The 25449-nt window shown below is 57.7% G+C and carries 20 protein-coding genes, 1 tRNA gene and 1 pseudogene; 8 read left to right on the top strand and 14 right to left on the bottom strand.

The window, feature by feature from the left end; translation table 11 throughout:
- Window positions 1-218: pseudogene (locus tag K1X75_15140) on the top strand (TRAM domain-containing protein).
- 207 nt (window positions 219-425) lie between these two features.
- On the opposite strand, the gene thiD reads toward K1X75_15140, so the two are convergent.
- Window positions 426-1247 carry a bifunctional hydroxymethylpyrimidine kinase/phosphomethylpyrimidine kinase gene (gene thiD, locus K1X75_15135; protein MBX7059396.1) on the bottom strand — a complete coding sequence of 274 codons (822 nt, stop codon included), beginning with the start codon at window positions 1245-1247 and terminating at the stop codon, window positions 426-428.
- Between the two features lie 93 nt (window positions 1248-1340).
- Between thiD and murA the strand changes: the two genes are divergently transcribed.
- Window positions 1341-2645: a UDP-N-acetylglucosamine 1-carboxyvinyltransferase gene (murA, locus tag K1X75_15130; GenBank protein MBX7059395.1), complete on the top strand. Its 1305-nt coding sequence runs from the start codon at window positions 1341-1343 to the stop codon at window positions 2643-2645.
- 25 nt (window positions 2646-2670) lie between these two features.
- On the opposite strand, the gene K1X75_15125 is transcribed toward murA, so the two are convergent.
- The 6 genes from K1X75_15125 to K1X75_15100 all read right to left on the bottom strand — a co-directional run bounded on the left by K1X75_15125 (window position 2671) and on the right by K1X75_15100 (window position 11878).
- The gene (locus K1X75_15125) at window positions 2671-2973 is read right to left on the bottom strand and encodes a hypothetical protein (protein MBX7059394.1); all 303 of its coding nucleotides are present in this window, start codon (window positions 2971-2973) and stop codon (window positions 2671-2673) included.
- Window positions 2974-3148: 175 nt separating this feature from the next.
- Window positions 3149-3221, bottom strand: a tRNA-Ile gene (locus K1X75_15120).
- A gap of 94 nt (window positions 3222-3315) precedes the next feature.
- Window positions 3316-3537 (bottom strand): (2Fe-2S)-binding protein, encoded by a 222-nt coding sequence (locus tag K1X75_15115; GenBank protein ID MBX7059393.1) that lies wholly within the window; start codon window positions 3535-3537, stop codon window positions 3316-3318.
- 7 nt (window positions 3538-3544) lie between these two features.
- Complete coding sequence (locus K1X75_15110) at window positions 3545-6316, bottom strand: biotin carboxylase (GenBank protein MBX7059392.1); 2772 nt, start codon at window positions 6314-6316, stop codon at window positions 3545-3547.
- Between the two features lie 129 nt (window positions 6317-6445).
- Window positions 6446-10960 carry an NAD-glutamate dehydrogenase gene (locus K1X75_15105; GenBank protein ID MBX7059391.1) on the bottom strand — a complete coding sequence of 1505 codons (4515 nt, stop codon included), beginning with the start codon at window positions 10958-10960 and terminating at the stop codon, window positions 6446-6448.
- A gap of 6 nt (window positions 10961-10966) precedes the next feature.
- Entirely contained in the window at window positions 10967-11878 is a 912-nt protein-coding gene (locus K1X75_15100; GenBank protein ID MBX7059390.1) for a TraB/GumN family protein, read from the bottom strand.
- A gap of 149 nt (window positions 11879-12027) precedes the next feature.
- Here K1X75_15100 and K1X75_15095 point away from each other — a divergent pair, with 149 nt between their 5' ends.
- Window positions 12028-13389, top strand: a complete 1362-nt coding sequence (locus K1X75_15095) for an MFS transporter (protein ID MBX7059389.1) — start codon at window positions 12028-12030, stop codon at window positions 13387-13389.
- A gap of 45 nt (window positions 13390-13434) precedes the next feature.
- Here the strand turns inward: K1X75_15095 and K1X75_15090 are convergent, their stop codons facing one another.
- Complete coding sequence (locus K1X75_15090; protein ID MBX7059388.1) at window positions 13435-13626, bottom strand: hypothetical protein; 192 nt, start codon at window positions 13624-13626, stop codon at window positions 13435-13437.
- 230 nt (window positions 13627-13856) lie between these two features.
- Here K1X75_15090 and K1X75_15085 point away from each other — a divergent pair, with 230 nt between their 5' ends.
- Window positions 13857-14261, top strand: a complete 405-nt coding sequence (locus K1X75_15085) for a hypothetical protein (GenBank protein MBX7059387.1) — start codon at window positions 13857-13859, stop codon at window positions 14259-14261.
- A gap of 46 nt (window positions 14262-14307) precedes the next feature.
- Entirely contained in the window at window positions 14308-15207 is a 900-nt protein-coding gene (locus K1X75_15080) for a DUF1566 domain-containing protein (protein MBX7059386.1), read from the top strand.
- On the opposite strand, the gene prmC is transcribed toward K1X75_15080, so the two are convergent.
- A complete protein-coding gene (gene prmC / locus K1X75_15075; protein MBX7059385.1) occupies window positions 15192-16100 on the bottom strand; it encodes a peptide chain release factor N(5)-glutamine methyltransferase in 909 nt (302 codons plus the stop codon). The two genes, K1X75_15080 and prmC, sit on opposite strands and share 16 nt — an antisense overlap.
- On the bottom strand, window positions 16093-16959 hold the full coding sequence (locus tag K1X75_15070) for a fructosamine kinase family protein (protein MBX7059384.1): 867 nt from the start codon (window positions 16957-16959) through the stop codon (window positions 16093-16095). Before K1X75_15070 ends, prmC begins: the two co-directional genes overlap by 8 nt.
- Before the next feature lie 55 nt (window positions 16960-17014).
- Here K1X75_15070 and def point away from each other — a divergent pair, with 55 nt between their 5' ends.
- Complete coding sequence (gene def / locus K1X75_15065) at window positions 17015-17566, top strand: peptide deformylase (GenBank protein ID MBX7059383.1); 552 nt, start codon at window positions 17015-17017, stop codon at window positions 17564-17566.
- A gap of 61 nt (window positions 17567-17627) precedes the next feature.
- Here def and K1X75_15060 read toward each other — a convergent pair whose 3' ends face one another.
- Both K1X75_15060 and K1X75_15055 read right to left on the bottom strand, forming a co-directional pair.
- Window positions 17628-20771 (bottom strand): SpoIIE family protein phosphatase, encoded by a 3144-nt coding sequence (locus K1X75_15060; protein ID MBX7059382.1) that lies wholly within the window; start codon window positions 20769-20771, stop codon window positions 17628-17630.
- 94 nt (window positions 20772-20865) lie between these two features.
- Window positions 20866-22572: a DEAD/DEAH box helicase gene (locus K1X75_15055; GenBank protein ID MBX7059381.1), complete on the bottom strand. Its 1707-nt coding sequence runs from the start codon at window positions 22570-22572 to the stop codon at window positions 20866-20868.
- Between the two features lie 172 nt (window positions 22573-22744).
- On the opposite strand from K1X75_15055, the gene K1X75_15050 reads away from it, so the two are divergent.
- Window positions 22745-23230 (top strand): RNA pyrophosphohydrolase, encoded by a 486-nt coding sequence (locus tag K1X75_15050; GenBank protein ID MBX7059380.1) that lies wholly within the window; start codon window positions 22745-22747, stop codon window positions 23228-23230.
- The gene (locus tag K1X75_15045) at window positions 23230-23709 is read left to right on the top strand and encodes a hypothetical protein (GenBank protein ID MBX7059379.1); all 480 of its coding nucleotides are present in this window, start codon (window positions 23230-23232) and stop codon (window positions 23707-23709) included. The genes K1X75_15050 and K1X75_15045 overlap by 1 nt, the downstream gene beginning before the upstream one ends.
- Before the next feature lie 19 nt (window positions 23710-23728).
- Here the strand turns inward: K1X75_15045 and K1X75_15040 are convergent, their stop codons facing one another.
- Together K1X75_15040 and K1X75_15035 are read right to left on the bottom strand one after the other, a co-directional pair.
- Window positions 23729-24784 carry a patatin-like phospholipase family protein gene (locus K1X75_15040; protein MBX7059378.1) on the bottom strand — a complete coding sequence of 352 codons (1056 nt, stop codon included), beginning with the start codon at window positions 24782-24784 and terminating at the stop codon, window positions 23729-23731.
- On the bottom strand, window positions 24784-25437 hold the full coding sequence (locus tag K1X75_15035) for a hypothetical protein (GenBank protein ID MBX7059377.1): 654 nt from the start codon (window positions 25435-25437) through the stop codon (window positions 24784-24786). Before K1X75_15035 ends, K1X75_15040 begins: the two co-directional genes overlap by 1 nt.
- Between the last annotated feature and the right edge of the window lie 12 nt (window positions 25438-25449).

The following is a 25449-nucleotide window of genomic DNA, read 5'->3' as shown; positions in this document are numbered from 1 at the left end:
CTCTGACCAACGCCCTTAAACCTGTCGTCCTGCCCGGAGAAGACATCGTCATCGATATCATCAAGGAAGGAAAGGACGAGAATCAAGGCATTGGCTATCTTGAAGACGGAACGATGGTGGTTGTCGAAAATGGCGGGTCCATGGTGAACAAGAAGGTTCGCGTAAACGTAACATCGATCATTCAGACGGCCGCCGGAAAAATGATCTTCACGCGCGCGCAAAGCGTTATTGAAGAAAGCGACGATCGGCAGGTTCGCGACGAGGACCGCCGCAATGATCGTGATCGCAATCGAAACCGTCAAGGCGGCGGCCGCCGCGATGACCGTGACCGCAACCGCGGCCGCAATGACGGCGGACAGAGCGGGCGAGGCGACCGTGAAACCGTGGGGAATCAGCGCTGAAGACTGGCGTCTGCGCCGGCGACGCTACGTCCTCGCCATCTGCCACAGATGATTGAGCGGGCCTGCGCCGGCGCCCAGGCGCGGCGCATGCTCGATGGCGCCCTGCAAGTAATCGCGGGCTGCAGCAATGGCATCAAGTAAAGAGCGTCCTTGCGCCAGTCCCGCAGCTATGCCTGCAGAAAGCGTGCAGCCCGTGCCGTGTGTATTCTCCGTGCGCAGCATCGGCCGTGATAGCAGCTCTTCGACTTCGCCGTCGAAAAATACATCAATGGCCTCGCCGGGTCGCTCTCGATCGCCTTCACGATGACCGCCCTTCAGCAGTATTGCGGCGCGCGTCCGATTGTGCAGCTCGCGCGCCGCTTCGCGCATCTCGGATAGAGTTGCAACCTCCCGGGCAAGCAGCACGGAAGCTTCCGGAAGATTCGGAGTAATCAGAGTGGCCAGCGACAGATATCGGCTCAATTCTTGCTCCGCCTCTTGCTCCAGAAGACGGGCGCCGCTGGCCGCTACCATGACCGGGTCCACGATCAGCGGGATGTTGCGCGCTTCGCTTTGCCAGACCTCGGCCACAGTGCGAATAATATCCGCCGAAAAGAGCATTCCTGTTTTGGCCGCACGAACCGGAAAATCGTGGAGAACATCGCGCAGCTGACCTGCGACAATTCCGGGATGAGCGGCCTGCACGGCGCTGACGCCGCGCGTATTCTGGCAGGTCAACGCTGTGATGGCGCTGGTCCCAAAGCAGCCAAAGGCCTGAAAGGTCTTCAGATCAGCCTGAATGCCCGCTCCGCCGCCGCTATCGCTGCCGGCAATCGTCAATGTAACGGGAAGCTCATGTGGTTTCACGGCCGGATCTTAGCCAGGCAGACGCCAAGAGTCAAGCAGTGTAACGAAGGCTTTTCGCTCGACTGGCATCCAGGCTTGGCGTTGATGGGTGTCATGAGCTCGCAGGATCGCGGCGTGTTTCGTGTACGCGGCGGAAATCCAATCAGCGGCAAGATCCGTCCGCAGGGAAATAAGAACGAGGCCTTGCCATTGCTGGCCGCATGTCTGCTGACGAATGAAGAAATGGTGCTGAGCAATGTGCCGGACATTGAAGACGTCCGCATGATGCAGGAAATTCTCCGCGGTTTGGGCGCAAGCGTAGCGCCAGTGCATCCAGGCGATGGCGCCAGATTGCGCATCCAGGCCAGCGGCGATCCGGCGGCAGAATTGCCGGCCGCAGAATCGGCCAGCCTGCGCGGAAGCGTGACCCTCGCTGGCCCGCTTCTGGCGCGCAACGGTCGCGTATTCCTGCCGCGGCCTGGCGGCGATCGAATTGGTCGGCGACGCATCGATACGCATATCCTGGCCTTGCAGGCTCTTGGGGCTCGCGCCAAGGTTTTTCCCGATGGCATTGAACTGCAGTGCGATCATTTGCGCGGCGCAGATATCTTGCTTGATGAAGCCTCGGTAACAGCCACGGAAAACGCAGTATGCGCCGCCGCTCTTGCTGAAGGAGAGACCATTATTCGTAATGCGGCCAGCGAACCTCATGTGCAAGGCCTCTGTCGGATGCTCAATTCGATGGGCGCCAGAATCGAGGGTCTTGGATCCAACATCCTTCGTATCCAGGGCGTCGAAAAGCTACGCGGGGCCCCGCATCGCGTCGGTCCCGACTATCTTGAAGTAGGCAGCTTCATTTCCCTGGCAGCGGTAACCGGCGGCGAACTCTACGTTGAGGACGCCGATGTTGAAAATCTGCGCATGATTCGCCTTGTCTTTTCCCGGCTCGGAATCGAAACGCGGGTGGAAGGCGATGGCATCTTGACTCCCGGCGACCAGCAGCGGGAAATCGTATCCGATCTGGGCGGCGCCATTCCGCGCATCGATGACGCCCCATGGCCTGGCTTGCCGGCCGACATGACTTCCGTCATTCTGGTAACGGCCACTCAGTGCAAAGGGACGATCTTGATTCACGAGAAGATGTTCGAGTCGCGACTGTTTTTCACAGATCGTTTGATCAGCATGGGCGCTCGCATCGTTCTCTGTGATCCGCACCGCGCCGTAATCATGGGCCCGAGCCCGTTGACCGGCGCCGTAGTTTCCAGCCCGGATATTCGCGCCGGAATGGCTATGTTGATCGCTGCACTATGCGCCCAGGGTGAAAGCGTCATCCAGAACATTGCGCAAATTGATCGCGGCTTCACGCGTATCGATGAGCGCCTGCGCGTTCTGGGCGCGGACATCAGCCGGGAGGCTTAGGCCTTGAGGCCCTGGTGCATTGCTTTCAGGCGCTGGCCAGCACAGATTCCGCTCGCGCCAGCAACGCGGCCAGCGACGGGCTGACGTTATGCGCCTTTTGCGAGTGGATATGTATGCGGCCGCCGCGCGTGCGTACAGCGTGCAGCACATCGCCCAGCAGTATGAGTTCCGTAGCGCTGGGATCCCCGCTTTGCCGCAAAGAAACCAGGACCGGCAAATGACTCTGGCGAATTGCATCAAGTATTTGACTGCGCTGTTCGGCGGCGGCAAAGGGCGATGCGGCGCCAAACCGCAAGTGCAGCGTATTTCTTTCCACTTTCAGTACCATCCGTGTTATCCTTGAGCGATCCTCCATGATCGCCCTGCTGTTTTCTCTGACTGGAAGCCCCGGCTGGATGTTCGACTTAGCCCCGGGCAGTTCCTGGTAAATGCTTCGGAAGAAAGGAAAGCGAGATTAACGGCGCCCGGCCAGTTTCAGTCGCCCGGCAGCGCAGAATGGGAAGTGGGCCCTCCAGGATTTGAACCTGGGACCAAGAGATTATGAGTCTCCTGCTCTAACCGCTGAGCTAAGGGCCCGGCGCCGAACTCTGGCCTGCCGGAGGCAGGCAGCGAAGCGCCAGCCTGCCAGAGGGGAGAGCGCTGGCAAGAAGAACGGTTGCACCAGCCCTGATCAAAAGGGGAGCAGATCCTGGCGCTCGCTGTCGGCCGCCCGTTTCTCTGCGAGGCGCAGTAGCGCGTCACGCAGAGAGTTCACGCAGGTTCCGCAGCCTCCCGACGCGCCCGTCAAATCCATGACTCGCTCCAGGGATCGAGCGCCGCGTTGCATAGCCGCCGCTACATCCGATTGGCGAACGTCGCAGCAGCGACAGAGGATCGGATCGGCGGCGGACATTCGTAGTTCAGACCGCCTTCAGAATCTCCAGCGTTGCTTGCTTTCTACGCGCTTCGCGCTCCTCGGGAGTTTCGATCTTGATTTCGACATCAGGCTTAACGCGGAACAAAGGTTGTCCCTTCTTAACTACGACCCCATCCTGGCCGGGTACCAGCGATTCGGTCACTGTGCCGCTGAACTCGGCGTAGACTTTGTTGAACATCTTCATCACTTCGATGATGTAAATGGGATCGCCAGCATGGAACTGCTTGCCGGGTTCCAGCAACGGCGGCTGTCCTGGCGCCTCGCGGGAGTAGAACATGCCTCCGCTGACTGCCACCAGTTCGTCCGCCGCCGCCGGCGGCGGCGGCGCGAGGTTGCGAATATAGTTTTCCTGCGCCTCTGGATTCAAGAACTCTTCGGGAGTAATAGGATGCAAGGCGTCGTCCACTGCGAAGTCCAGCAGCCCGCAGCGCGATCCGAGCAATACAAGGGCATCAAGAATTTCCATGCCGGCCAACCACCCGCGATGTGAAGCAGCCACCTGGGCCAGCAGCTCCTCGGTCAATGCCGCGCCCGACGTCGGACGTTGATTGGCGAGCAGGGCGGCGGACAGGTCGGAGTAAGCGCGGGAGCCATTTTCCCGGCAGGATGACATGCTGGCTTCGAAATGGCTTTCACTATCGACGCCAAGGGCTTCCTCAAGCTGTTGATAAAAACGCAGCCCGGTTTGAAGCAGCTCCAGATCATCAGGCCAAATCTGCTGTACAGGCGCCGCTCCCGGCCGTTCCTCAAGTCGAAAGTATCTGTACAAATCATTGAGAACGCGCGCCGGATTACGCTTCCAGATTACTTTTCCACTTTCAATAGTAAAGGCGCGCCGATGGTGGCGGACCAGCCAACCTGCAGCAGCATGCGGATTGTCCACGAAGAAGTGCAGCGGTCGAGTGGCCAGCGTTTGCTTGGCGGCGAGGACCTCTGCGGCGCCGGCGCCAAGGGCGACGATAACGCGTTTGGCGACGTCTGTCCAGGCGACCTCAAGATCAAAACTGGCCAGTTCACCGGCCAGCTTGCCGACCGCGGCCAGATAGGGGAGCGCGAACTTCGTATCCGGCTTCAACATCGGATGTAATCCGAGGCAGAAGTTGAGAATTCCATAGTGAAATTCCCGGTTAGTCTTCAGCTCTGGCCCGCGCATCTCCATGCGGCGCAATATGTCTGCTAGATTCTCCAGGTTGTGCCGGCGGCCGTCGCCGCCGCTGATAATCAAGGCAATATTGGAGTCGTAAGCGCCGGCCAGGTGGTAGGCAATGAACCAGCCCGTGTCGGGATTTGGGACGCCAATTCCCTGATCGTCGCGAACCTCATTGGGCGCTAGCGGCGACCAATTCTCAATTGTTCCGCCGGCATGAGGCTGTAGGGCGTCATTCATTGCGTTTAGACGAACCTCTCCGCCGGCGCGATGACGAAACAACCTCTGCGGCTTGGGCAGCCGCGTACCGTGAGCAGCGCACAGCGCCATCGCTTCGACCAGCGATTCGACAATAAAGAAATCCGAAGGATCGTCTGGATTGACGAATTTCAGCGAATAAACCATCTCCGTGACGCGGTGTTCTACCTGGATGCGTGTGTTCATCTCCATGAAAAAGAAACTATGCTCGGATACGATACACTCGAAGGTGGAAGCGCTGTTTAGTTTAACGGCCTGTCCAAAGCGCGCCGCCTGATCCTCCATGTCGCGCAACACGGCCCGATCTTTCTTGAGAGTTTCAGCGTAGCCGGGTCGTCCTTCTTGCTCCGCGAGGGCAGTTTCATATTCGAAGAGTTCGTCCGTAATACTCAGTTCCACAAGTTTTTGCTCGTGCATCTGCAACGAGCAGTCGCGGCCGCCAAGCGCTACGCACCATTCGCCATTGCCCAGCAGCTGGATTTCATTATGGCGGGTGTTCTCAATGTTGAGTTCCATAAGGAAGTTTTTGTTGTCGGCCGGTCCGTTGGCCTTTGATTCCAGCAGAACTTCCAGGGCCATCGCCGGCGCGTCCGCGGCCTGGGTGATGATGCGCTGGCCCTTTCCGCCGCCGCCGCCAATGTACTTCAGGCGAATGCGTCGGCCGGGATTGCTCTTAAACAGCTCGGCGGCCTGGAGGCCGGCTTCCGTCTGGATTTCTTCGGTACTGATCAATCCGATGCTGCGGGAATAGCCAGCCTGCAGGACCGCTTCAGCGTAGTCCTCGAGGCTGCGCCCCTGGCGCTCCACGTTGAGGCCATGGGAACGCGCCAGTTCGCTCAGCTTTGCTTCATTGCCCGCGCATTTGCGCAGCAACGTGAGCGCAGTAATATTGTCGACGCCCGGAGTTACGCTTACGCCGATCTGGCGAGCGATAACCTTTGCAGTATCCTTGGCGCCGGCGGCGCGGTGAACAACAGATGCCGGGCCTACAAAACCAAGGCCGGCGGTCTCGATACTCTCGACAAACTCGGCATCTTCTGCCATGAATCCGTATCCGGCAAAGAGGTGCGTGTACTCATTATCTACGGCAATCTGGATGATTTGACGAATGCGTTCCTTGCGCTCCGCGGCCGAAGCGCCGGTATAGTCTGGAACTCGATGCACGGAGTCATCATCGACGATGACGCGCAGCTCCGGCGCCAGAGTATAAGGGTAAGTCACTGAATCCTTTTCAGATAGAAGAATGCCATAACGGGCCCCCAGTCCGCCGAAAACATCCATAGCCTCTTTGCGGATCGGTCCGCGGCAAACGATCAGAATCTTCAGGTGGGCGCAGGAAAAACTGGCCATCCATTTGGAACTGGCGCTCTTGTACTTGTCCGGATGTGTTGCTGTCAAATTCACGGTGGCGCTCGCTGGCAGGAAAATCGGGCCGCCAAAGGCGGAACCTATGCGAATTCCGCCGACCGCTGGCGTTTGTCAATTGATAGACGAACGCATCTGCTGGACGATTTCAAAGAGCGCAACGGCGCTCAGCTGCTGCGCCTGGTCCAGCTCGCGGGCCTGCGCCGCCAGTTCCCGTAAGCGCGACGCTCGATCATCGCTGCTTCCGTGCCTTACCCCGCTATCAAGCAGGTCAATCAGCAAACGATTCAATTCCGCAGTGAGCCGCGTCGCAAAGCGAGCGTTCCAGCCGCCATCTTCTCCCGCCGCAGCGCTCATCGACCGCAGTTCGCCAATTGCAAAGGCATCAAGCGCTCGGTGATAGTCGGCTGGCGTCCAGCGTCGACGCTGTTGCGTTGTTGCCAGGTAGATGGAAAAGGCGTCGCTGAGGGCAAAGAGGCGCCGAAACGCTCCCAGCGCTTCGGCTGCGCCTTCGCCAAGTGCACGGAGCGCCCCGCGCAACTCGCGCGGCGGTCGAAAGCTGGCGTGCTCCTCGCACTCCCTCAACAACTTCTGAAATCCTTTGCGGCCCGCGTCGCCCAGCTGCTGCAGCAGAGAATCTTCCTGTATCAGTCGTAAATGCAAGCCCTGAAATACATCCTGTAGTTCTACGAGGTAATCATAGTAGGCCGACAGGGAGCTCTTGCGGCCCTCTTCCGGAAAGGCCTGCCAGAGCGCTTCGAGGTCCAGAAAGCGCGCCAATCGAAGGAAGCTTTGCAAGATGGCCGAAGGGCTCGCTGGACTGGCAGACTGAAGACGCGTCATATAGCTGAGACCCATGCGGTCGAACAAATAGTTCAAAGCCTGGGCAATGACCATTTCGCGGCGTAAGGGGTGGCTCTTGATGTCCTCGGCAGCGGTACGCGCGAGGGCCGCTGGAAAATAGTCCAGAGCCAGATAGTCGAAATTTGTGTCCTGGAATGCTCCCTGATCTAGCAGCTGACGTCTGAGTTGCAATTTGGCAAAACCAAATAAAGAGCACAGAGTCGGTCGCGGCAGCCGTCGCCCTTCGCGCGCTATCTGATCCAGATCTGCTTCAAAGGGAATCGTATCCTGCGCTCGGTCCAGGTAGCCCTCGCGGTTCAAGCTTTTGATCAGAATCCGCAGCCAGCCAAAATCGCGCAGGCTGCGTCGCTCATCGAGCGAAAGCGCCAGATTATTGGCGCGATTGGATGCCAGCACTAGCTCGATTTCCTGCGCTTCCAGCTGGCGAATGATTCGATTGCGTTCGGCTACATCCTTAATGGCGCCGCGCGCCAGTCGACGTTGTAGCAAAATCTTCAGGTTCACCTCGTGATCGGACATGTTGACGCCGCCGCTATTGTCGAGGGCGTCAGTATTCAATCGAACGCCGGCGGCGGCCGCCTCCACTCGCGCGGCTTGCGTCAAGCCCAGATTCCCGCCTTCGCCAATGACGCGGCAGCGCAGCTGCGATGCATCTACACGTACGCGGTCATTGACCGCATCGCGCGCCTGATAATGCTGTTCCTTGCTGGATTTTACATAGCAGCCGATGCCGCCATTCCAGAGCAGATCAATCGGCGCGCAAAGTGCGGCTCGAATCAATTCCTCGCCAGAAAGTGCGCTGGCTTTGATCCCCAGCGCCTTTTGCGCCTGCGCTGAAAGCGGAATTTTCCGAGCGCTGCGCTCGTAAACACCGCCGCCTGCGGAAAGCAAATTTGCGTTGTACTGATTCCAGTTACCAACTGATTCAAAGAGACGCTTGCGCTCGAGAAAGGAAACCTCCGGATCCGGATCGGGATCGATGAATATGTAGGCATGATTGAAGGCTGCCACAAGCTTCATGCTCCGTGATAGCAGCATTCCATTGCCAAAGACATCGCCGCCCATATCGCCGATGGCCGTCACGCGAATCGCATCGCGCTCCGGATCGACATTCATTTCCAGAAAGTGACGGCGAACTGATTCCCACGCGCCGCGCGCCGTAATGCCCTGCTGCTTGTGATCGTAGCCGTTTTGTCCGCCGGAGGCAAAGGCATCATCCAGCCAGAAGCCGCGCTTCATCGCCACCGCATTGGCCAGATCGCTGAAGGTGGCAGTTCCTTTGTCTGCCGCTACAACCAGGTAGGGATCGTCGCCATCGCGCCGCCGGATGCCGTCGGCCGGCAGCGTGCGGCCGTCGGGCGCAATGTTGTCGGTCAGCTCCAGCATGCGTTCCATAAAAGTCTGGTAGGCTGCAACGCCGGCTTCGCGAAAAAGCTTTGCATCGTCATAGGCGCGCTTCAGCACAAATCCGCCCTTGCTGCCGGCGGGTACAATCAGAGTGTTCTTTACCATTTGCGCCTTGACCAGGCCCAGAATCTCCGTACGGAAATCGTCCGGTCGATCCGACCAGCGAATGCCGCCGCGCGCCACCGGATCGCTGCGCAAATGTACTGCCTCGAATTCTTGTGAGTAGACAAAAATTTCAAACAAAGGCTGGGGCGATGGCGCAAAGTTCAACGAGCGCGTGCTGATCTTGAAGGAGATCTCGTCATGATTTTTGTAGTAGTTGGTGCGCACAATAGCCAGGCAGAGTTCCAGAAATTGGCGCATGATCTGCTCATCACGCGCCAATCGGGCGCCATCGATAGCGCCCTGGACGCCGAGCAGAGCCGGCGACTCCTCCTGCTTTGCGGCGTGGGCGTCGAGACGAGCGTGAAACAGCCTGACCAGCGCCTCGCTGAATTCATGATAGGAACTTAAGAACGAGTAGAGCGTAATACGTGCGTAGCTCTTTTCGATCTGAAAAAAACAAGCTGCCAGTGCGCGCAGCAAGTGGATTTCTCTGGCGGAAAGGCCGCTGCAAAGCGCAAGCGAGTTCAATTGGTCGGCGGGCGATCGGCCATTCAGAGCGTCCGATAGGACGTCTTCGACCCGTTTCGTTGCGCCTGGCGGAGCTTCGGCCGGCGCTTGAATCCGAAACCGAAGCAGAAAACGGGGATCGCCCTCGCGCTGGTAAGGAATGGTCAGTTCATCAAGCAGGTCCAGGCCCAGACTATTGAGCGCTGGCGTCGAATCGCCAAGCGAAAGCAGTCGACGACAGTAGACCTTGACGCATGCACGTTCCGGCGGCTGGAGGCGAACCCGAACCTCGACGCCGCTTTGTTCATGCAATTGATCGAGCGTGTTCAGGTCCTGAAATGCTTCTTCGGGCGACGCATTGAGCTCAAGTTCCGGCGATAGACCGCTGAAAAAGCGCTGTAGCGCGGCGCCGATGGCCTGGTCGCCAATCAGTCGATTGCGAACGATGCGTCTCAATTCCTCGCGCCAGGAAAGGAAAAGCTCATGAGATCGACTCTCCAGTTGTTCGCGCAGTGCGGAGAGGCTGATTTTTTCCGGTCGCAATGCAAAGAGCAGCCAACGGTTGCGAAAAAACTCCTGGTCGAGCCGGTGAACGATGGCGTAGCCGATTTCACGTTGCATTCGCTCCAGGGGCTCGCCCGGAATATGCAGCGATTCGCGCCTGGGCAGGGTGACGCCAAGCCAGAGGACGCCGTGTGCGGAGTCTTCCACCCAGATGCGTTCCAGATTATCGTTATACAAGTTCTCCAGCGGCAGCGGCAGCCACTGCCGTAACAACGTCAGTCGTGTGAAAAGGATGGCGGCTGGAATCCCGCCGGCCAGCGAATAGAGCTGCTTTCGCAAATGGGATCGCTCTGCCGCGCGTAGTTCGTAAGCTAATGCAGAGAGCGCCTCGTCTACTTGCGGCATCTCGTGGCGCGGCGCGAGGTCGGCGGATTGTGCAAAGTGAACCAGAAAGATTCGCTTACGGTTGGCGGCAACGGCCAGCGTAAGCGGTCGACGGTGATTGACGCGACTGAGAATACTGGTTTCCAGAAAGTACAGGCCGTCGCCGCCGATTTCAGCCGGGACCTGAGCGAGCGCGACCTTGCGCAGGCCAGGTTGACGAAGAATTCCCAGGGGCGCTTCGTCTACTCCGCGCCCCGGCGCCGAACCAAGCAGAATCAAATGCTCGGCAAACCACTGAGCGGCGGCGGGGTCCGGGACGGCGTCGAGCAGCCGCTGACGCATCTGCGGAAAATCAGCGACCACGTTTTCAACTTCAGCAAAGAGTTCCTTCAGTTCGCCCTGCAGCGGTGCCAGACGGTTTTCCGGAAGTCGTCCGGTTTGCAGATAGATCAGGGTTTCGTGTTCCGGACCCTGATCGGAAAATCCACAGTGTGTCAGCGTTCCCTTTTCGTCGCGGCGAGCGAAGAGGACGGGACTGATTAGCATATCGATGCGCAGATCCGATGACTGGCAGTATTCGATTAGCGTATCCAGCAAAAAGCGCGAATCAGAAAGGCAAACCTCGATCAACGTTGCATTGATATAGATCAGCTGTTCGTCATCGGGATTAAACACGCGTACTGCGGCGCGATCGCCGCGTTGCCGAAAAAAGTCGAACCTTGCTCTGATAAACCGATCGCGGTCTTCAGCCGTCAAAAACTGGCGCAGGGTTGAGGGGATATAGAATTCAAAGGCGGCGCTGAAATCTGCAAACAGAGGCTGTTGCTCCGCTCCTGATGGTCTGGCGCTACGGCTCATATTTGCTCAGCGAATTCGCTCCACGCGATAAAGTTTTCCGAGGAGCAGATTTAAGACGCCTTCTTCTCCGGGCAGGTGCAGGGCGCCGATAGCCACAAACGCGCCGCCCTCGTCGATGTGCGGCAACATGTTCTGGACCATGCGGTGATTGCGATCGTACAGCAGTCGTCGGTTAACTTTTCGAATCAGCTCAATGCTTTCGCCGGCGCGAATCTGCTCGTAAATCGAGCCGGTTCGACCATTGAGATAATCGGAGACGGAATCTCTTTGGCCCGGGCGGCCATCGTCGAAGAACCAAACCTGGCCGTCGAGGGTCAGGCGAACCAGGTCAGCCTGCTCCTGTAGACTGAGTCTGCCAAAAACGTCGAACTGCTGCTCTGGCGTTTCCAACGAGACCACCGTCATGCCGCGGGCGCGCGCCCGCTGGCAGAGGGCCGCGTCCAGTACTTCGCCGCTACGCTGGCTGCCCTCTGGTCTGCTGGTCGGTCCGGCCAGAAAGAAGAGCGCTGTCCAGGCCGGAAATGATCGGGCCTGCTGTTCGGGGAAGCCGCGTTTGGCAAGAGCCTTCAGGGCGCGATGCAGTAGATCGCCTTCCCCGAGCGCCTCGTCGAGCGCAGGGTAACGCTGCAGCATCAAAAAGGCGCCAAGCTGGTTGCGGATTACGGCCGGAGAAAGTGCGATTTCTGGAAGCAAGACCCGGCTTTGCTCAAAGGCCGCGGCGACATCTTCCGGAAGCGCCAGTACCCGCGGATCGTTGCTGTGCATGGTGCCAAAGACGTGGCTGACAGCGCCAGCAGGCGAGGTAACGCGAAACAGACGGCCTTCGGCAAAGGGGACAGCGGCATCCGTCGTCTGCGCGGCGGCCGGACCAGCAGCCGCCAGAAATAGGACCAGCAAATACAGAGTTTTCCGTGACATAAGCGTTGCCTGTGAGCGGAGCGACAGCTCGAGCCTCACACGGCCGCTTCGTGACGGCAACATATTTCATAGCCAAATTGAGTTTGACGGCGACCTTTCTGCGAAGAGCCTCTGGCGATTCGTTCGAGCCTGTACTCAGGGAGCATGCAGTGAGCCAAAAACAACGCGCGCCGGGCAAAGAAATCTTCGGCTGGGCGATGTTCGACTTTGCGAACTCGTCTTACACGACTGTCATTATCACAGTAGTCTACTCTACTGTATTCTCCTATTGGATTGTGGGGCAGGGACATGATTCGCCGGAGGGAAACTTTTACTGGGGTTCGGTCGCGCTAACGATCAGCTACCTGATTGTCCTGGTGACTGCGCCGATTGTTGGCGCAGTCATGGATTTCAGCGCATCAAAAAAGAAATTTCTCTTTGGCAGCTACATTCTCACCGTCGTGGCTACTGCTGCACTTTACTTTGCGCGTCCGGGCGATATCTGGCTGGCTGTCATTCTCATAGTAATCTCAAATATCGGCTTTTCCGCAGGCGAGGCATTTGCAGCGGCCTTCTTGCCTGAACTGGGTCCGCAGGAAGACCAGGGCAGAATCTCGGGCATTGGCTGGGGCGTTGGCTACTTTGGCGGCATTCTTTCGACTCTGATCATCAGTCTTGTTCTCGCTGCCCCCAGCACAGACTCTTTTGCCGGGCACGAGTGGATTGGGCCGATTACTGGCGTCTTCTTTCTGGTGGCTGGAATTCCGACCTTCCTGCTGCTGAAAGAAAGGGCGATTCCCAAGACGCTGCCGCCTGGCGCCAGCCTGTTTACGGTGGGCTTCAGTCGCCTGCGGCAGACGCTTTCAGAAATTGGAGACTATCGCGATCTTGCGATCTTCCTGCTCTCTTTTATTTTCTCTTATGCTGCGCTATCGATAGTGATATCGTTTGCCTTCATCTATGGCGATACCGAGATCGCCGGATTCAACCAGGGGTATCCTGGACCGGGTGATATGAAGGTTTTTCGCGTCGGAATGTTTTTACTGACCAACATTTCAGCCGCCGTTGGCGCAATTGCCTTTGGTTACATCCAGGATCGCTTCGGCGACAAGCGTACTTACATACTCACGCTTATCGTCTGGATTGTCGCTACGGTCTTGATTGCCGGCGTCAAAGATGTAACTGCCTTTCTGAATTCCAGCTTTGGTCTGAGTCTACGGGATGTGCAAACCTTCCTCGTAGTGGGTTCTCTTGCTGGTCTTTGTCTGGGCGCTACTCAATCATCTTTGCGGGCGCTTGTCGGAGCGCTCAGCCCGGCCTCGAAGGCGGGGGAATTTTTTGGATTCTGGAATCTGACCGGCAAGATCGCGGCAATCATCGGCCTGTTTAGCTTTGGCGCTTTACAACTCTGGCTGGGTCTGCGCGGTGCAATCCTGATCTGTGCAGTATTCAATCTTGCCGGAATCGTTGTCGCTCTCTTCGGCAATGAGAAGCGCGGGAAGGAAATGGCGCTGCGCCACGAGGGCGAGTAATGGAGCGCCGCCGCCGTCCAGAATCGACGGCGGCGGGCATCAGGATCAAGCGAGCAAATCGAGAGTCTGTTGTTCCTGATCCGCAGACAGCTTCTGTTCGACGTTGACACGCAGCAGCTTATTCGCTGTTTCATGGACGGAGTCCACGATGTTCCGGTTGAGTTGATTCATCATCTCGGCCGAACGCGTAGATTGTTCGATAGCGCGGGCGGCATTGAACGTGGACTGGATTTCCATTCTTGCTCCACGGGAGAGTTCTCCCTTTCTTCTATATGATACGGCCGCGAGAGGCCCGAACCTGAGGGGGCAGCCTAAAAAAAGGCTCAACCCTGGCTCTCTTTTGGAGGTCTAAGATCCAGGGGCAGGGAAAAGTGTTGTATCAAAGATACAGCGCGAGAACTCGCCCTGTGAGCCCTAGGCTCGGAGGCGGCCGACGGGGAGACCGGTCGGCGCAGGAGGCAGAGAGGATGAAGATCGCTGAAAAGAAATCTGGCGCAGGTCGCCTGATCATGGCAGCCATCGCTATTGTCATTGGAGCGGCCTTGAGCGGCGCACTGTGGGCGCAGAGCAGGCCAGCGGATTTTCCCTACACCGGTATCAACTACCCGGCCACGCTGGGTGTAGGCAGCGCCACCGACTGCGTTACCTTCTGCAAATATTCCTACGCCTGTTTCTATCGCGGAAATAGCGGTCGGCAGGCAGAGGCAGCATCCCGCCACGACCGATTCATGCGCGATTGTCGGCGCAACGTTTGCGGCAAGCCGGCAAACCGCCAGAAGGCTCTGGGTTGTTACAACAATCAGATCCACGGCAACCTCAATCTCTGCGTCGCCGGCACGCAGTGCTTGATTCAGGCAATGCGCGCAAACTAGTACAATCTGCTTGCGGCGCGCCGGACCTCGCTGCAAACAATTCAGCATGGCTCACCGAAAAACGATACTGCTGCTGCTGGCGCTGGCCGCCTCTGGATTTGTGGCCGGGGGCTGTGCCAGCGGACCCCGGCAGTGCGCCTGCAGCGAGGTTTCGCGGGAGGCAGCCGACCGTGCGCCTGGCTCGCCGCAGCGGCCCGGCGCCCCACACAGCAGCGGCTTCAGCTTTTCACTGTTTTTGGATCCTTGCGCCTGCTCCCGCGAATTGAGCGATGGCGGCCGAGGCGTCCTGTTGCTGAGCGCAAATCAGGTGGGATCGGACTGCCAGGTGTTGAGCCAGCTGCGGACAGGATTCTACGAGCCGGTCCGCTATGATGTCGCAGGAATCATGCTACGCAATCTTGCAGCGGAGGCCGGCGCCAATGCCGTCTCCATTGACATATTCGAGCCGGGTAGCGCCCAGGGCCGGGCCCTGCAGTGCACTACCGAGTTCCTTTCAGAGCGACGCCCGGCCGCTGTCGAACAAGCGGCCGATCTTCCTGAGTGGACAACTGAAGCAGGCGTAACTCGAAACCGCCAGCGAAGGATTGGCTGGCAACAATGCAGCACCGGCCAGCAAGAGGTGCAGGGACGCTGTCAGGGAGCGGCGATTCCCATGAAATGGCCCGATGCTGCCGACTACTGTCGTCGACTCAGCCTCGGTAACAACCAATGGCGGCTGCCAACCATCGATGAGCTGAGTTCAATTCTCGATCCAACGCGCGCCGCGGGCGAGGCCAAGATCGACCCTGCGCTTTTTCCGGAAACACGCCGCAATGTCTACTGGAGCAGCACGCTCTATGAACCACAGGCCAGTATTGTGCGCGTCGTGGATTTTGACAGCGGTTTGAACTACGCCTACGGTCCGGAGAATCCCGGCTACGTTCGCTGCGTCTACGATACTCCGTAGGCGCAAAGCGCGCGCGGCAGGCCGGCCAGATCATGCAGCACTTCTGCGACTTGAAAGAAATTGTGCAGCGCGCGCTGGCCCGCGGCCGCGTAGCGCGGCGAAGTCTCAATCAGCAGCAAGCCCGGCGGACGCAGCGCCTCTCTGGCGCCCGCCGCTATGCGTTGAATCAGATCCAGCGGATCATCGGAAAATAGCGCCAGCGCCGGCTCAAAATCTCGAACCTCGGGCGCGAGGCTTTCCATTTCATCGGGATGGATATAGGGCGGATTACAGACGACGGCATCAAAAAGCGATTTCTCACTCAGCGCCGCCGCGTTGGCAGCCAGAGCTTCATAAAGATCGCCACAGCAAAAACGTGCGCGGGCTGCAATATTCTCAGGAAAACTGGCGGCATTCTGGCGCGCCACATCCAGCGCCGCCGGCGATAGATCCGTCAATACGGCCTGCCATTGATTGCGTTCCGCCAGCAGACTGAGCCCGATGCAGCCGCTGCCGCAGCATAGATCGAGAATAAGCTTCGGCCTTCCGTCAAGACGAGCAAGGATTTCGCTCACCAGCAGTTCGGTCTCGGGACGCGGAATCAGAGTGGCTTCGGTGACCAGAAAACTGCGGCCGAAAAATTCGCGTCGGCCGCAAATTTGCGCCAGCGGACGATGCTGGCAGCGTTGCTCGACGCGTTGCTGAAACCGCTCTACAAGCGTCAGCGTCAGCTGCTCCTCATCGTGCGCCAGAAGCCATGCACGATCCTTGTGCAGCAGGTCGGCAAGCAGATAGGCTGCTTCCGCCGCCGGCGACTCAAGCTCTGCATCGCGCAAGCGACGGAGCGCCTGCGCCAGAACAGCGGCGACAGTTTGCACTGTGGATTTTTCCACTTTGCCGTCCTGTTCAGCCATAAGCAAAACTCTCCACTGCCTGCTGCAGCTGGCGCAGATAGCTGCTGCCAAACAGGTTCAGATGCACCAACAAAGGATAGCACTGCCAGAAACCGACTCGCATTTCGAAACCCGGAGGAGAGCCGCTCTCCTCGGCGATCGCACGCATTGACTCTTCGCTCAACGGGGATCCAAACAGGGCAAGCATCGCCAGATCCTGCTCTGGAATTGACGCGGATATTGAAGGATCGATCAAGTGAGCGCGTCCGGCCGCATCGGGCAGCAAATTGCCGGACCACAGGTCGCCGTGAATCAGTCGCGGAATGCAACGCTCCAGCTTCCAGCGGCGAATTGCGGCGCGCGCATGGTCCAGGATTTCCCGCCCGGCGGCCCTGGAAAGCTGGCCGCTGGCGACCGTCAGCGCCAGCTGCGGATGCAATCGATCCTCCAGCCAGAATTCCGCGAAACTGCTGCGCGGCAAATTTCTTTGCCGCAAGGCGCCAATGAAATTGTCCTCAAACCATCCAAAGTGCGCCCGCTCTTGCGCGTAAAGCCGGCGCAGGTCGGCGATCAGCCGTCGGGAATCAATGCGGCCCGGGTCCGCAATAAATTCCAGAATCAGCAGCGCGCGATCCGCGTCCAGCGCCGGCGTAGATAGGACGCGCGGCGCCGGTGCGCCCGCTTCAGCAAGCGTCTGCAGGCCGCGAGCTTCAACTTCGGCCATCCTTTGCGATGAGACACACTTGACCGCGGCAATACAATCGGACAATTGCAGGCGATAGAGTTCGAAGAGGCTCTTGCCGTGCAAGAGTACGGGGGCGCCAACGGCGTCGGTTCGCCACAAGCCAAGCGCTTGCTGCATCCAGTGCGGCGCAGACATTGTCCAAGGGGAAAAGGATTGCTGCAAGGCGACAAATCGCTTTTCCTGTCTGATCATGGCCATTCGCAAAATCCTTCGGGCCGGCGATCCTCAGCTGCGCCAAAAGTCGGCGCCAGTGCCGCTCGAAGAGATTCGATCCAAAGAAATCAAGAAACTGATTCGAGATATGTACGAAACCATGAAAGCGGCCGATGGCATTGGCCTGGCGGCGCCCCAGGTTGGCGTATTGAAGCGACTGGTAATCGTGGGTTTTGATCGCAGCGCGCGTTATCCGGATCTAAAAGATGGCATCCAGCAACGCGTGTTGATCAATCCCGAGATCACAGCGCTCGAGTCGAAAACCGAGGGCTACTGGGAGGGTTGCCTTTCGGTGCCCGGCATGCGCGGCTATGTTGAGCGTCCTCGCAAGATACGCTTGAAGTTTTTTGACGAGAATGAAGAGCAGCACGACGAAGTAATCGAAGGCTTCGATGCTGTCGTCTACCAGCATGAATGCGACCACCTCGACGGGGTGCTCTACATCGATCGATTGAAAGATCCGCGACTCTTTGGTTTCAACGATGAACTGGATGCCGAAGAGGCCACGCGAACAGCCGTGACTGTCTGAAGTCGCCGCCAGCCCGGACCGCTATCCGCCGGAAGGCCTGGCGGAACAGGGCGCATCCGTGCTAACCGACGCTGCGTTCAGCCAATGCACGCAGAATCTGTTCGGCGCGATCATTGTCCGGCTCAACTTCAAGCGCTTCGCGCGCCATCTGCGCCGCTCGCGATTTTTGATTCACGCCCAGATATAGCCGCGAGAGGTTAATCAGGTTGCGAACATCAAGCGGTCGTCGAAGTCGATAGCGTTCGCCATAGTCAATTCCGGCATCCCACCGCTTCAACTTCCGGGCCAGGGTTGCGCCCACAAAGATCATTTCGGCATCGCCGGGATTCTCTGAGAGATAGCGATCGACAGCAGCAAATCCCTCTTCATAAGCGCCGCTGCGGTAGGCGCTGGCGATGAATTCGCGTTTCACGCGCAGCGAGGGCGGGTCCATCCGCATACGCATACGCAGCAGGTCGAGGGCCTCCTGCTGGCGATTGTTGCGCTGCGCCGCCCGCGCCGTATCAATTACTTCGCGGGTATCAGAAGGCTCAAGCGGCAAGCCGGCGCCTGTGTACTCAACGCGGACCAGCGACAGGTCGTCGGTCAACTCTCCGGCGCTGGACAACAGTTCGTAGATTCGTTCAAGGTCGGCGTTCGCTTCCTGAACAATGATCCGGAATTGCGTCTCATCTTCGTTAATGATCCGATTACCTTCGGCATTGCGCCCGATAGCGAGATCGTCGCGGCCATCCGATCCGGCGACGAAAACGTCGCCAGGCTGCAGCTGAAATGTTTCAATATGCAATGTGTCAGCAATCCCGGTCCAGCCGGCCTTACGCAATATTTCGCCCTTTTCGAGAAATTCAGCTTCGCGGTTGCGGTAGAGTACGCTGGCTGGATGCTCTGCGTTGATATAGTAAAGAAATCCTGATGATTCGTGGATCAGGCCGAAGACCATAGAAACCAGCATGCTGCCATCAAAGCTTTCAAAAATCTTGTGCAGCTCTATGAAGGCATTCTTGAGCCAGCGCTCCGGAAAGTAGCTCTGCGCCGCGTTACTGGAGCGGGTGCGCGACAGTATGGATTCGAGCACGCTGCCAAGTACGATCGTTCCGCCAGCGCCCTGGATTGACTTACCCATGGCGTCGGCATTGAGGAAGATTGTATACACTTCGCCGCGCAACTGTATCCGGTCCGCAGCGCAAAAGTCCCCGCCGATTTCCGATTTCCAGCGCCGGAATTGAAATTCCTTCTTCTGCTTGATCAGAAAATCGACTTTCACGGCCTCGCCGTGCGCTCGATTGGAGGAAAGCGGCGCCACCAGCATTGAAGTAAGCCAGTAGTCGCCATCTTGCTGGACTTTCAATCGATTGACTTCGTCCAGTGTATTGCGTAATTCTCTGGTTCGCTCTTTGACCTTCTCCTCCAGCGTCTCTGCATATTCTTGCAGCTTCTTGCGCGCCGACTGAATGGAACGAACCATCCCGTTAAAGGATTGCGCCAAAAATCCAATCTCGTCCTCGACCTTGACGGTTACTTCAACATTGAGATCGCCCTCGTTCACTTGCTGCACTCCGCGTAGCAGTCCCTGTAGCGGTGAGACAAGGGCGCCATAAAAGAACAGCGGAAAAAGCACCAACATGACGGCGACAGTCGCCAGCAGTAGTATTGCCAGATCTCGCGTCGGTCCATCCATATACCTGCGCCATCCAAGATAGGAAAAGCCGGCTTCCAGTACGTGTTCGCCGCGCTCATCTACGAAGGCATAGGCGACGTAGGGGTCATGATTGGGATCCTGCGATGCATGCCAGTGGTAGCTGCGTTCGCCCACAGCCCGCGCCGGGGCCAGATAGCGCAAAATTTCGGCTTTCAACGCAGCGTTCTCCAGCTGCGATGCTGGAAGCGCCCCGAGCAATGCTCCGGCAAAGGGACCAAAAGAGCGATCGCTTTGTTGCTTCTGCAGGTAGGCTTCGAGTTCGCGGCGGAAATTCTCGTCAGGCAACTCGCGGATCTTATTGAAGCGCGTCAGTACAGTTCTTGAATTTGCCTTCAAAAATGCGACGATAGGCGATGTTTCAGCGGTCGTTACGGGCGTTTCCGCGCTCTGGCCGGACGTAAAATGCGAACGAATGACCGCAGCATAGCCCGCAAAATGCGCCGGGGCAGCCTGCAAAATTGCTTCGATGGCAGGAGCCGTCGGCTGTGATCCCAGCCGGGCCAATCGTTCAACCGTCAGGGTATTGTCCAGCTCCGCAGCGAAACGATTCGGTTCAATTTCAACATCGGCTTCCTTAAAGACCCAACGAGATTTTCCGCTCTGCGGGTCATATTCGCTCAAATAGCGCAGACCCGGGGCGCGATCGCCGTGCAGCAAAGCAAGCCGGGCTTCGGCCCGGCGCAATCCATCATAGATCGCGTCATATCGCGATAGAACAAAGTAACTCACCAGCTGAAAGACGACCAGAAAGGTGGCGGCCGATACTGCTACCAGCTTGGTCATGAAGGTAGTGCGGTCCTCTGTGTTGTTGAGATATATAATAAAGAATGTAAAGAATCCGCCAAGCACCATCAGGCTTTTGGAAATTTGATAGGAATCGTAGCCGATCTGACCGCTGCGGCTGAGAACATTGAGAATACCCGGCGTAACCGAGCCCAGCAGCCACCCGGCCGCCATGGCAAAGGCAGGCAGACGCACGCGTTTGGTTACGATGCCGCGCCAGATGCCAAGGACTCCGATTGCAACAACATAGAGAAGGATGATAACTCCGCCGCGTCGCGAAATCAGATCAGCGTCGAAATCCCAAAAATGACTGGAGAAATGAAAGATTCGAGGCGCATGGTAGGTGCCGTAGAAGAAGACCAATGATGTGGCCGCTGCAACGATCCCGGCAACGATCCTCGTGATGCGCGTAAATCGCGGATGCGTATTTTCCGGAAAATGCATCCAGAAGGATATGAGAAAGTAGCCGACCACCAGAACCATGCTGAAGGTCGACCAGCGATAGAAGGCCAGTTCCGGCCGGAAGATGGTGGAAGCAAAGAAATACGAAATTTCAAAGAAGCCATACACGAGCATGGCCCAGGCATAGAGCGACGTAGCCCTGGAGCGATTTCGGATGCGAAACAGGAAGAAGGCCACAATCCAGGCAAAGAGCGTGGGGACCAGCGGACCGATGGAAAAGAAGTTCAGGAAGGAGCGTTCTAGCCAGTGCGAAAGGAACATCAAGATTGCCTGACCGCAGGGACGGCCTGCACAGACAAATGGCAATCAGATTTCCGAGGAGTTCGCGCGGACTGGAGCCTTCGAAGGCCCGGCGCTAACGCTGGAGGATGGTTTCGCGAGCCTTGCCGCGCATCTCCCGGAATTGTTCTTCCGTATAGATCTGGTATTCGTAGCCCTGCTCGGTCAAGAAAAGCTGTCGGTTTTGCCCGAAGCGCTCCTCGGTCGTGTCCCGACTCACCAGCGAGTAAAAGAAGGCCTGGTTGTCGCCCTGCTTGGGCCGCAGGACGCGTCCCAGACGCTGCGCTTCCTCCTGGCGAGAGCCAAACGTACCGCTGACCTGAATAGCAATCGAGGCATCCGGCAAATCGATGGAGAAATTGGCGACGCGCGAGACAATCAAGCAGGGTATTTCGCCGCCACGAAAGGCGCCATAGAGCCGCTCGCGTTCAGCCAACGGCGTCTTGCCGGTAATCAAGGGAAACTCAAAATGACGGGCAATCGTTTCCAGTTGATCGATGTACTGACCAATGATCAACACGTTCTCGCGGCCGTGTTCCTCGAGAATCCACTCGATCACTTGCATCTTTTCCCGATTCTCAGAGGCCAGACGATACTTTTCGCGATCGTCAGCGAGGCTGTACTGCATACGAAGATCGTCGTCCATATCGCACCGCACTTCGATGCAACGCGCATTGGCAATCCAACTCTGTTTTTCCAGCTCCTTCCACGGAACATCGTACTTCTTGGGGCCGATCAGCGAGAATACGTCCTCTTCCAGACCGTCCTCGCGAACTAGCGTAGCCGTCAGTCCGAGACGTCGCTTGGCCTGCAGCTCCGAGGTCATGCGAAAAACGGGCGCCGGCAGGAGGTGCACTTCGTCATAGACGATCAGACCCCAATTGTTAGCGCTGAAAATATTGAAGTGAGTGAACTCGCCGCCTTTCTTCTTGCGGTGGGTGATAATATTGTAGGTGGCGATGGTGATTGGCTTGATCTCCTTTTTCTCGCCGCTGTACTCCCCAATGTCTTCTTCCTTGACATCGGTCTTGTCCAGAATCTCGTTTTTCCACTGACGGATGGAGTAGGTGTTGGTGACCAGGATCAGCGTCTCGGCCCCCACAATCTGCATAACGCCGATGCCAACGATCGTCTTACCGGCGCCACAGGGCAGGACAATGACGCCAGAGCCGCCCTCGCGAGCGCCGTTCTGATGAAAGACTTCCACCGAGCGACGCTGGTAGTCGCGCATGATGAACTCTTTGCCGCCTTCTGTTGTATGCTTCAGATTGAAGCCATATTTCGCTCCCTCATCATAACCTGCGAGGTCTTCTACCGGATAGCCGATGCGAATCAAGGCCTGCTTGATATGTCCGCGATAGGATTTCTTAATGACGATTTGATCGCCGCGGCGCTCTTCGATATAGGGTTGAACGGTGCGGTGGTTGGCAATCTCGTTGAGAAATGCCTTTTCTTCCGAAATAATATATAGATCGCCGGTGTCGTCCTTGACCAGCTTCACTTTGCCGTAGCGCGAAATCTGTTCGCGGATCTCATTGATTACGTTCTTGGGCAGAGGGTACTTGGAGAATTCCTCCAGCGCTGCTACAATCTCCTCGGCGCTCATGCGACTGGAGGCGGCATTCCACAAAGAAAGCGGCGTAATGCGGTAGGTGTGCATGTGCTCCGGGCTCTTTTCAAGCTCGGCGAAGCGACTGACTGCAGCGCGGGCGTCCTCAAAGTAGCCATTATCCACTTCGAGCAGCATGGTGCGGTCGGACTGGACAATGAGGGGTTTGTTGATATCTGCCATCGGTTCCTTGAGGCCGCAAAGCAAGCAGCATGCCGGTACTCGCGAAAAGGCCCTGTACGTCAAGCTAAAAGCGGGAAGCAGGTCGCGGCGCGTGTAAAATGACCGGAAAGGGGCGTTACGACCGCTTCTGGCAGCGGGCTTTCGGCTGGACAGCTTGAAGCAGATGAAGCTCCCATCCGCTGTGGCTGACTCAAGACCCTACCGGCTCAATGTCGGCATAGTTGTGCTCAACCGCACCGGCTTGGCGCTGGCCGGCGAAAGGGTGCACTATCCGGGCGTCTTTCAATATCCGCAGGGCGGTATCGATAAGGGCGAGGCGCCGCTCGCTGCCGCTCGAAGAGAACTATATGAAGAAATCGGACTGCGGTTGGACGAAGAGCCCATCCACGAATTGGCCGAGTGGCTGAGCTATGAATTTCCTGAAAGCATTCCAGAGCATCTGAAACGCTTTCGTGGACAAAAGCAGCGTTGGTTCTTTTTTCACTGGGAGGGCGAACCTTCCACGCTTGCACTCGATTTGCACGACCGTGAATTTTCACGCGTCATCTGGGCGGATCCCCTGCACCTGGCTGACAATATAGTCGAATTCAAGAAAGACATCTATCGACGTCTGTGCGCGGAGGCAAAAATCGCAATGGCTCGATTCTGATGGATGCCGACGCAAGCTTGTTGGTCGGTAACCAACGGTTGCACGGCGAATTCCTGCAGCGCTATCGCTTCACAATGGCCGCGCTACTGCGCGGCGACTGCCTGCGGGCTTGCGCCGAGTGGGATCTGCTGCAAACTGACATCAATCGGCATGCCGTATTGGAAGAGCTCCAGGCTCTGCCTTTGAGCGCAGGGCTCGATCTGCCGCGGGGCGCCGATCCACGTGTGCTGCGCCATGACCACGAGTTACTGCGCGTTTCGATGCAATCGATTCAAAACTTGCTGGCGGAGGCCAGCGTCCAGCCGCCAGAGCGCTTGCTGGATTGGATTGTGGAGCGACTTGCACGTATTACAGCGTTTGAATCGCTCTTCGAACATCACACCGAACGTGAGTGCAAACTGTTCTACTCAACTCTGGATCGGCGGCTGATGCCTGCTCAACGAATGAAGCTCTATGAAGTTCTCTTCGAAATCTCCTGATCACGTGATACAAGGCATCTCACCGATGCTTCCTGGCGCGCATCAGCTCGGGTGCGTAACGCTCGAGGCGGGCCAGGCAAAGCTTTCGCCCATGAGTGCGCAAACGCTGCAGGTCCGCGGCAGCCAGTGCGCTGAGGTCTGTGGCAATTGAGGCCGCCCACTCCGCCGTTTGCGCATCCGATCCTTCCGCGCTGTTAATGGAAAACCAGAGCGGGCGGGGTCCGCCGCTGTGACGATAAAGTGACATCATCTGCTGCAAGACCAGACCGCGAATATTCTCCATCATGATATCCAGTGAGCGCAGCAAAGTACTCAGGCCGGAGCGAGTGGAGCGGTCCTGCAGCGCCAGCGGACGCCCGCCATCGCTTACAATTACATAATCCAGTCGCGCGAACCGCGGATGAAGCAGCGGGCGTACGCCAAGATTTTCGTAAACTCCGCCATCAGTAAGCGTTATCCCCGGATGCTGCGGAAACTCATCCGCCCCCAGCGGCAATGGGTTGAAGATGGGCGGAAAGGCGCAGGAGGCGGCAAGAGCCCGCGCTATCGACATCGCCGGATAGTTGTGAAATCCTAACTGCCATTCGCCAATACCGATCTGTAGCGGCGTTCGTGGCAGACCATGTTGTCCGGTTACCGCAAAGAATAGATTGCCGCTGGCCAAATTGGCGCTGTTGATGTAGAGCCGCGGCCCGAGCGCTAGATCTCCAAGCGTGCGCAGCGGGGCGTTGCGTCCGGCTCTGTCCAGGAGCCGACTTTGCAAGTATCCGGATAATGCTTCGATGCGCGTACGGAACGGATGTATCACCGATTGCAAGACGCTGCCAACGGCCAGCGATTCCTTTTGCAAGAATTCGGCAAGGAAATGACGACCGGAGTGGACATCCGGCGCCGCAAGCAATGCGCAGGCAGCGATACTGCCGCCGCTTACTCCGGAAAACATGTCTACCCGCTGCAGCAATTCCAGCTCACTGAGCGCATCAAAGAGGCCGAGATGCAGCGCCGCCGCCCGATAGCCTCCGCCAGACAGCGCGACGCCGATGCGCCGTTGGCGACCGCGCAATGGAATGGCCATCAGTGAAACGCTGAAGCCCAGGCCGCAAGCGTCAGGCTGATCAGAAGTAGCGTTGCAAGGAGCGCCATAAACAGTATTGCGTAAGGAACAACAACGGTCCCCCACGCTACGCGTTGTGAAAGAGCGAATCGCAGTTGAAGACCGATCGCGCTGAGATAGCACTGCCAGCCAAGAACAGCCAGCATCAAGAATTGTGCAGCCGAGGTCAGGATGGCCGCCAGATCAGGCCGCAGGGCCATCAGCGCCGCGGTCAAAAGTCCGCCTGCCAGCGATGCGGGCGGAAAACAGAGATGCGCCAGCAAGGTCGTCGACTGGATATCCGCCAGGGAAACCCGCGGCGCATTGAAGATTCGAAGCGCTCCGTAGCGCAGCAGGCCGACAAGCAAGATCGAAGAGAGGCCAATAGGCGCCAGCAGCAAGGGCGTAAGAAAGATATACCGCTGCAGATTTGCCAGCGGCGCTGGCTGCAGCTGTATGCCTTGATTTGCTGGAAGAATCGCTGGCGGAGATAAGATCCAGGAAACCAACGCTTGCAAAGCAGCCGCGCCGAAATACCAGATGGAGAAGATCATTAAGGCTTGAAGAAAAGTTCGTTGTACGCCTGCGAAGTATCGACGCGGAGACAACAATAGCTGCATATCATTCAGTATCATATTCAATGTTTG

It is taken from the genome of Leptospirales bacterium, assembly GCA_019694655.1.
Lineage (GTDB): Bacteria > Spirochaetota > Leptospiria > Leptospirales > Leptonemataceae > SSF53.
The sequence above is the reverse complement of the archived record's forward strand: the minus strand, read 5'-3'. Positions and strand labels throughout refer to the sequence as shown.

Excerpts from the sequence above, each read along its gene's own strand:
- murA (MBX7059395.1), top strand. The coding sequence starts at position 1,341 with ATGAGCTCGCAGGATCGCGGCGTGTTTCGTGTACGCGGCGGAAATCCA.
- K1X75_15125 (MBX7059394.1), bottom strand. The coding sequence starts at position 2,973 with ATGGTACTGAAAGTGGAAAGAAATACGCTGCACTTGCGGTTTGGCGCC.
- K1X75_15115 (MBX7059393.1), bottom strand. The coding sequence starts at position 3,537 with ATGTCCGCCGCCGATCCGATCCTCTGTCGCTGCTGCGACGTTCGCCAA.
- K1X75_15110 (MBX7059392.1), bottom strand. The coding sequence starts at position 6,316 with ATGGCCAGTTTTTCCTGCGCCCACCTGAAGATTCTGATCGTTTGCCGC.
- K1X75_15105 (MBX7059391.1), bottom strand. The coding sequence starts at position 10,960 with ATGAGCCGTAGCGCCAGACCATCAGGAGCGGAGCAACAGCCTCTGTTT.
- K1X75_15100 (MBX7059390.1), bottom strand. The coding sequence starts at position 11,878 with ATGTCACGGAAAACTCTGTATTTGCTGGTCCTATTTCTGGCGGCTGCT.
- K1X75_15090 (MBX7059388.1), bottom strand. The coding sequence starts at position 13,626 with ATGGAAATCCAGTCCACGTTCAATGCCGCCCGCGCTATCGAACAATCT.
- K1X75_15085 (MBX7059387.1), top strand. The coding sequence starts at position 13,857 with ATGAAGATCGCTGAAAAGAAATCTGGCGCAGGTCGCCTGATCATGGCA.
- K1X75_15080 (MBX7059386.1), top strand. The coding sequence starts at position 14,308 with ATGGCTCACCGAAAAACGATACTGCTGCTGCTGGCGCTGGCCGCCTCT.
- prmC (MBX7059385.1), bottom strand. The coding sequence starts at position 16,100 with ATGGCTGAACAGGACGGCAAAGTGGAAAAATCCACAGTGCAAACTGTC.
- K1X75_15070 (MBX7059384.1), bottom strand. The coding sequence starts at position 16,959 with ATGTCTGCGCCGCACTGGATGCAGCAAGCGCTTGGCTTGTGGCGAACC.
- def (MBX7059383.1), top strand. The coding sequence starts at position 17,015 with ATGGCCATTCGCAAAATCCTTCGGGCCGGCGATCCTCAGCTGCGCCAA.
- K1X75_15060 (MBX7059382.1), bottom strand. The coding sequence starts at position 20,771 with ATGTTCCTTTCGCACTGGCTAGAACGCTCCTTCCTGAACTTCTTTTCC.
- K1X75_15050 (MBX7059380.1), top strand. The coding sequence starts at position 22,745 with ATGAAGCTCCCATCCGCTGTGGCTGACTCAAGACCCTACCGGCTCAAT.
- K1X75_15045 (MBX7059379.1), top strand. The coding sequence starts at position 23,230 with ATGGATGCCGACGCAAGCTTGTTGGTCGGTAACCAACGGTTGCACGGC.
- K1X75_15040 (MBX7059378.1), bottom strand. The coding sequence starts at position 24,784 with ATGGCCATTCCATTGCGCGGTCGCCAACGGCGCATCGGCGTCGCGCTG.
- K1X75_15035 (MBX7059377.1), bottom strand. The coding sequence starts at position 25,437 with ATGATACTGAATGATATGCAGCTATTGTTGTCTCCGCGTCGATACTTC.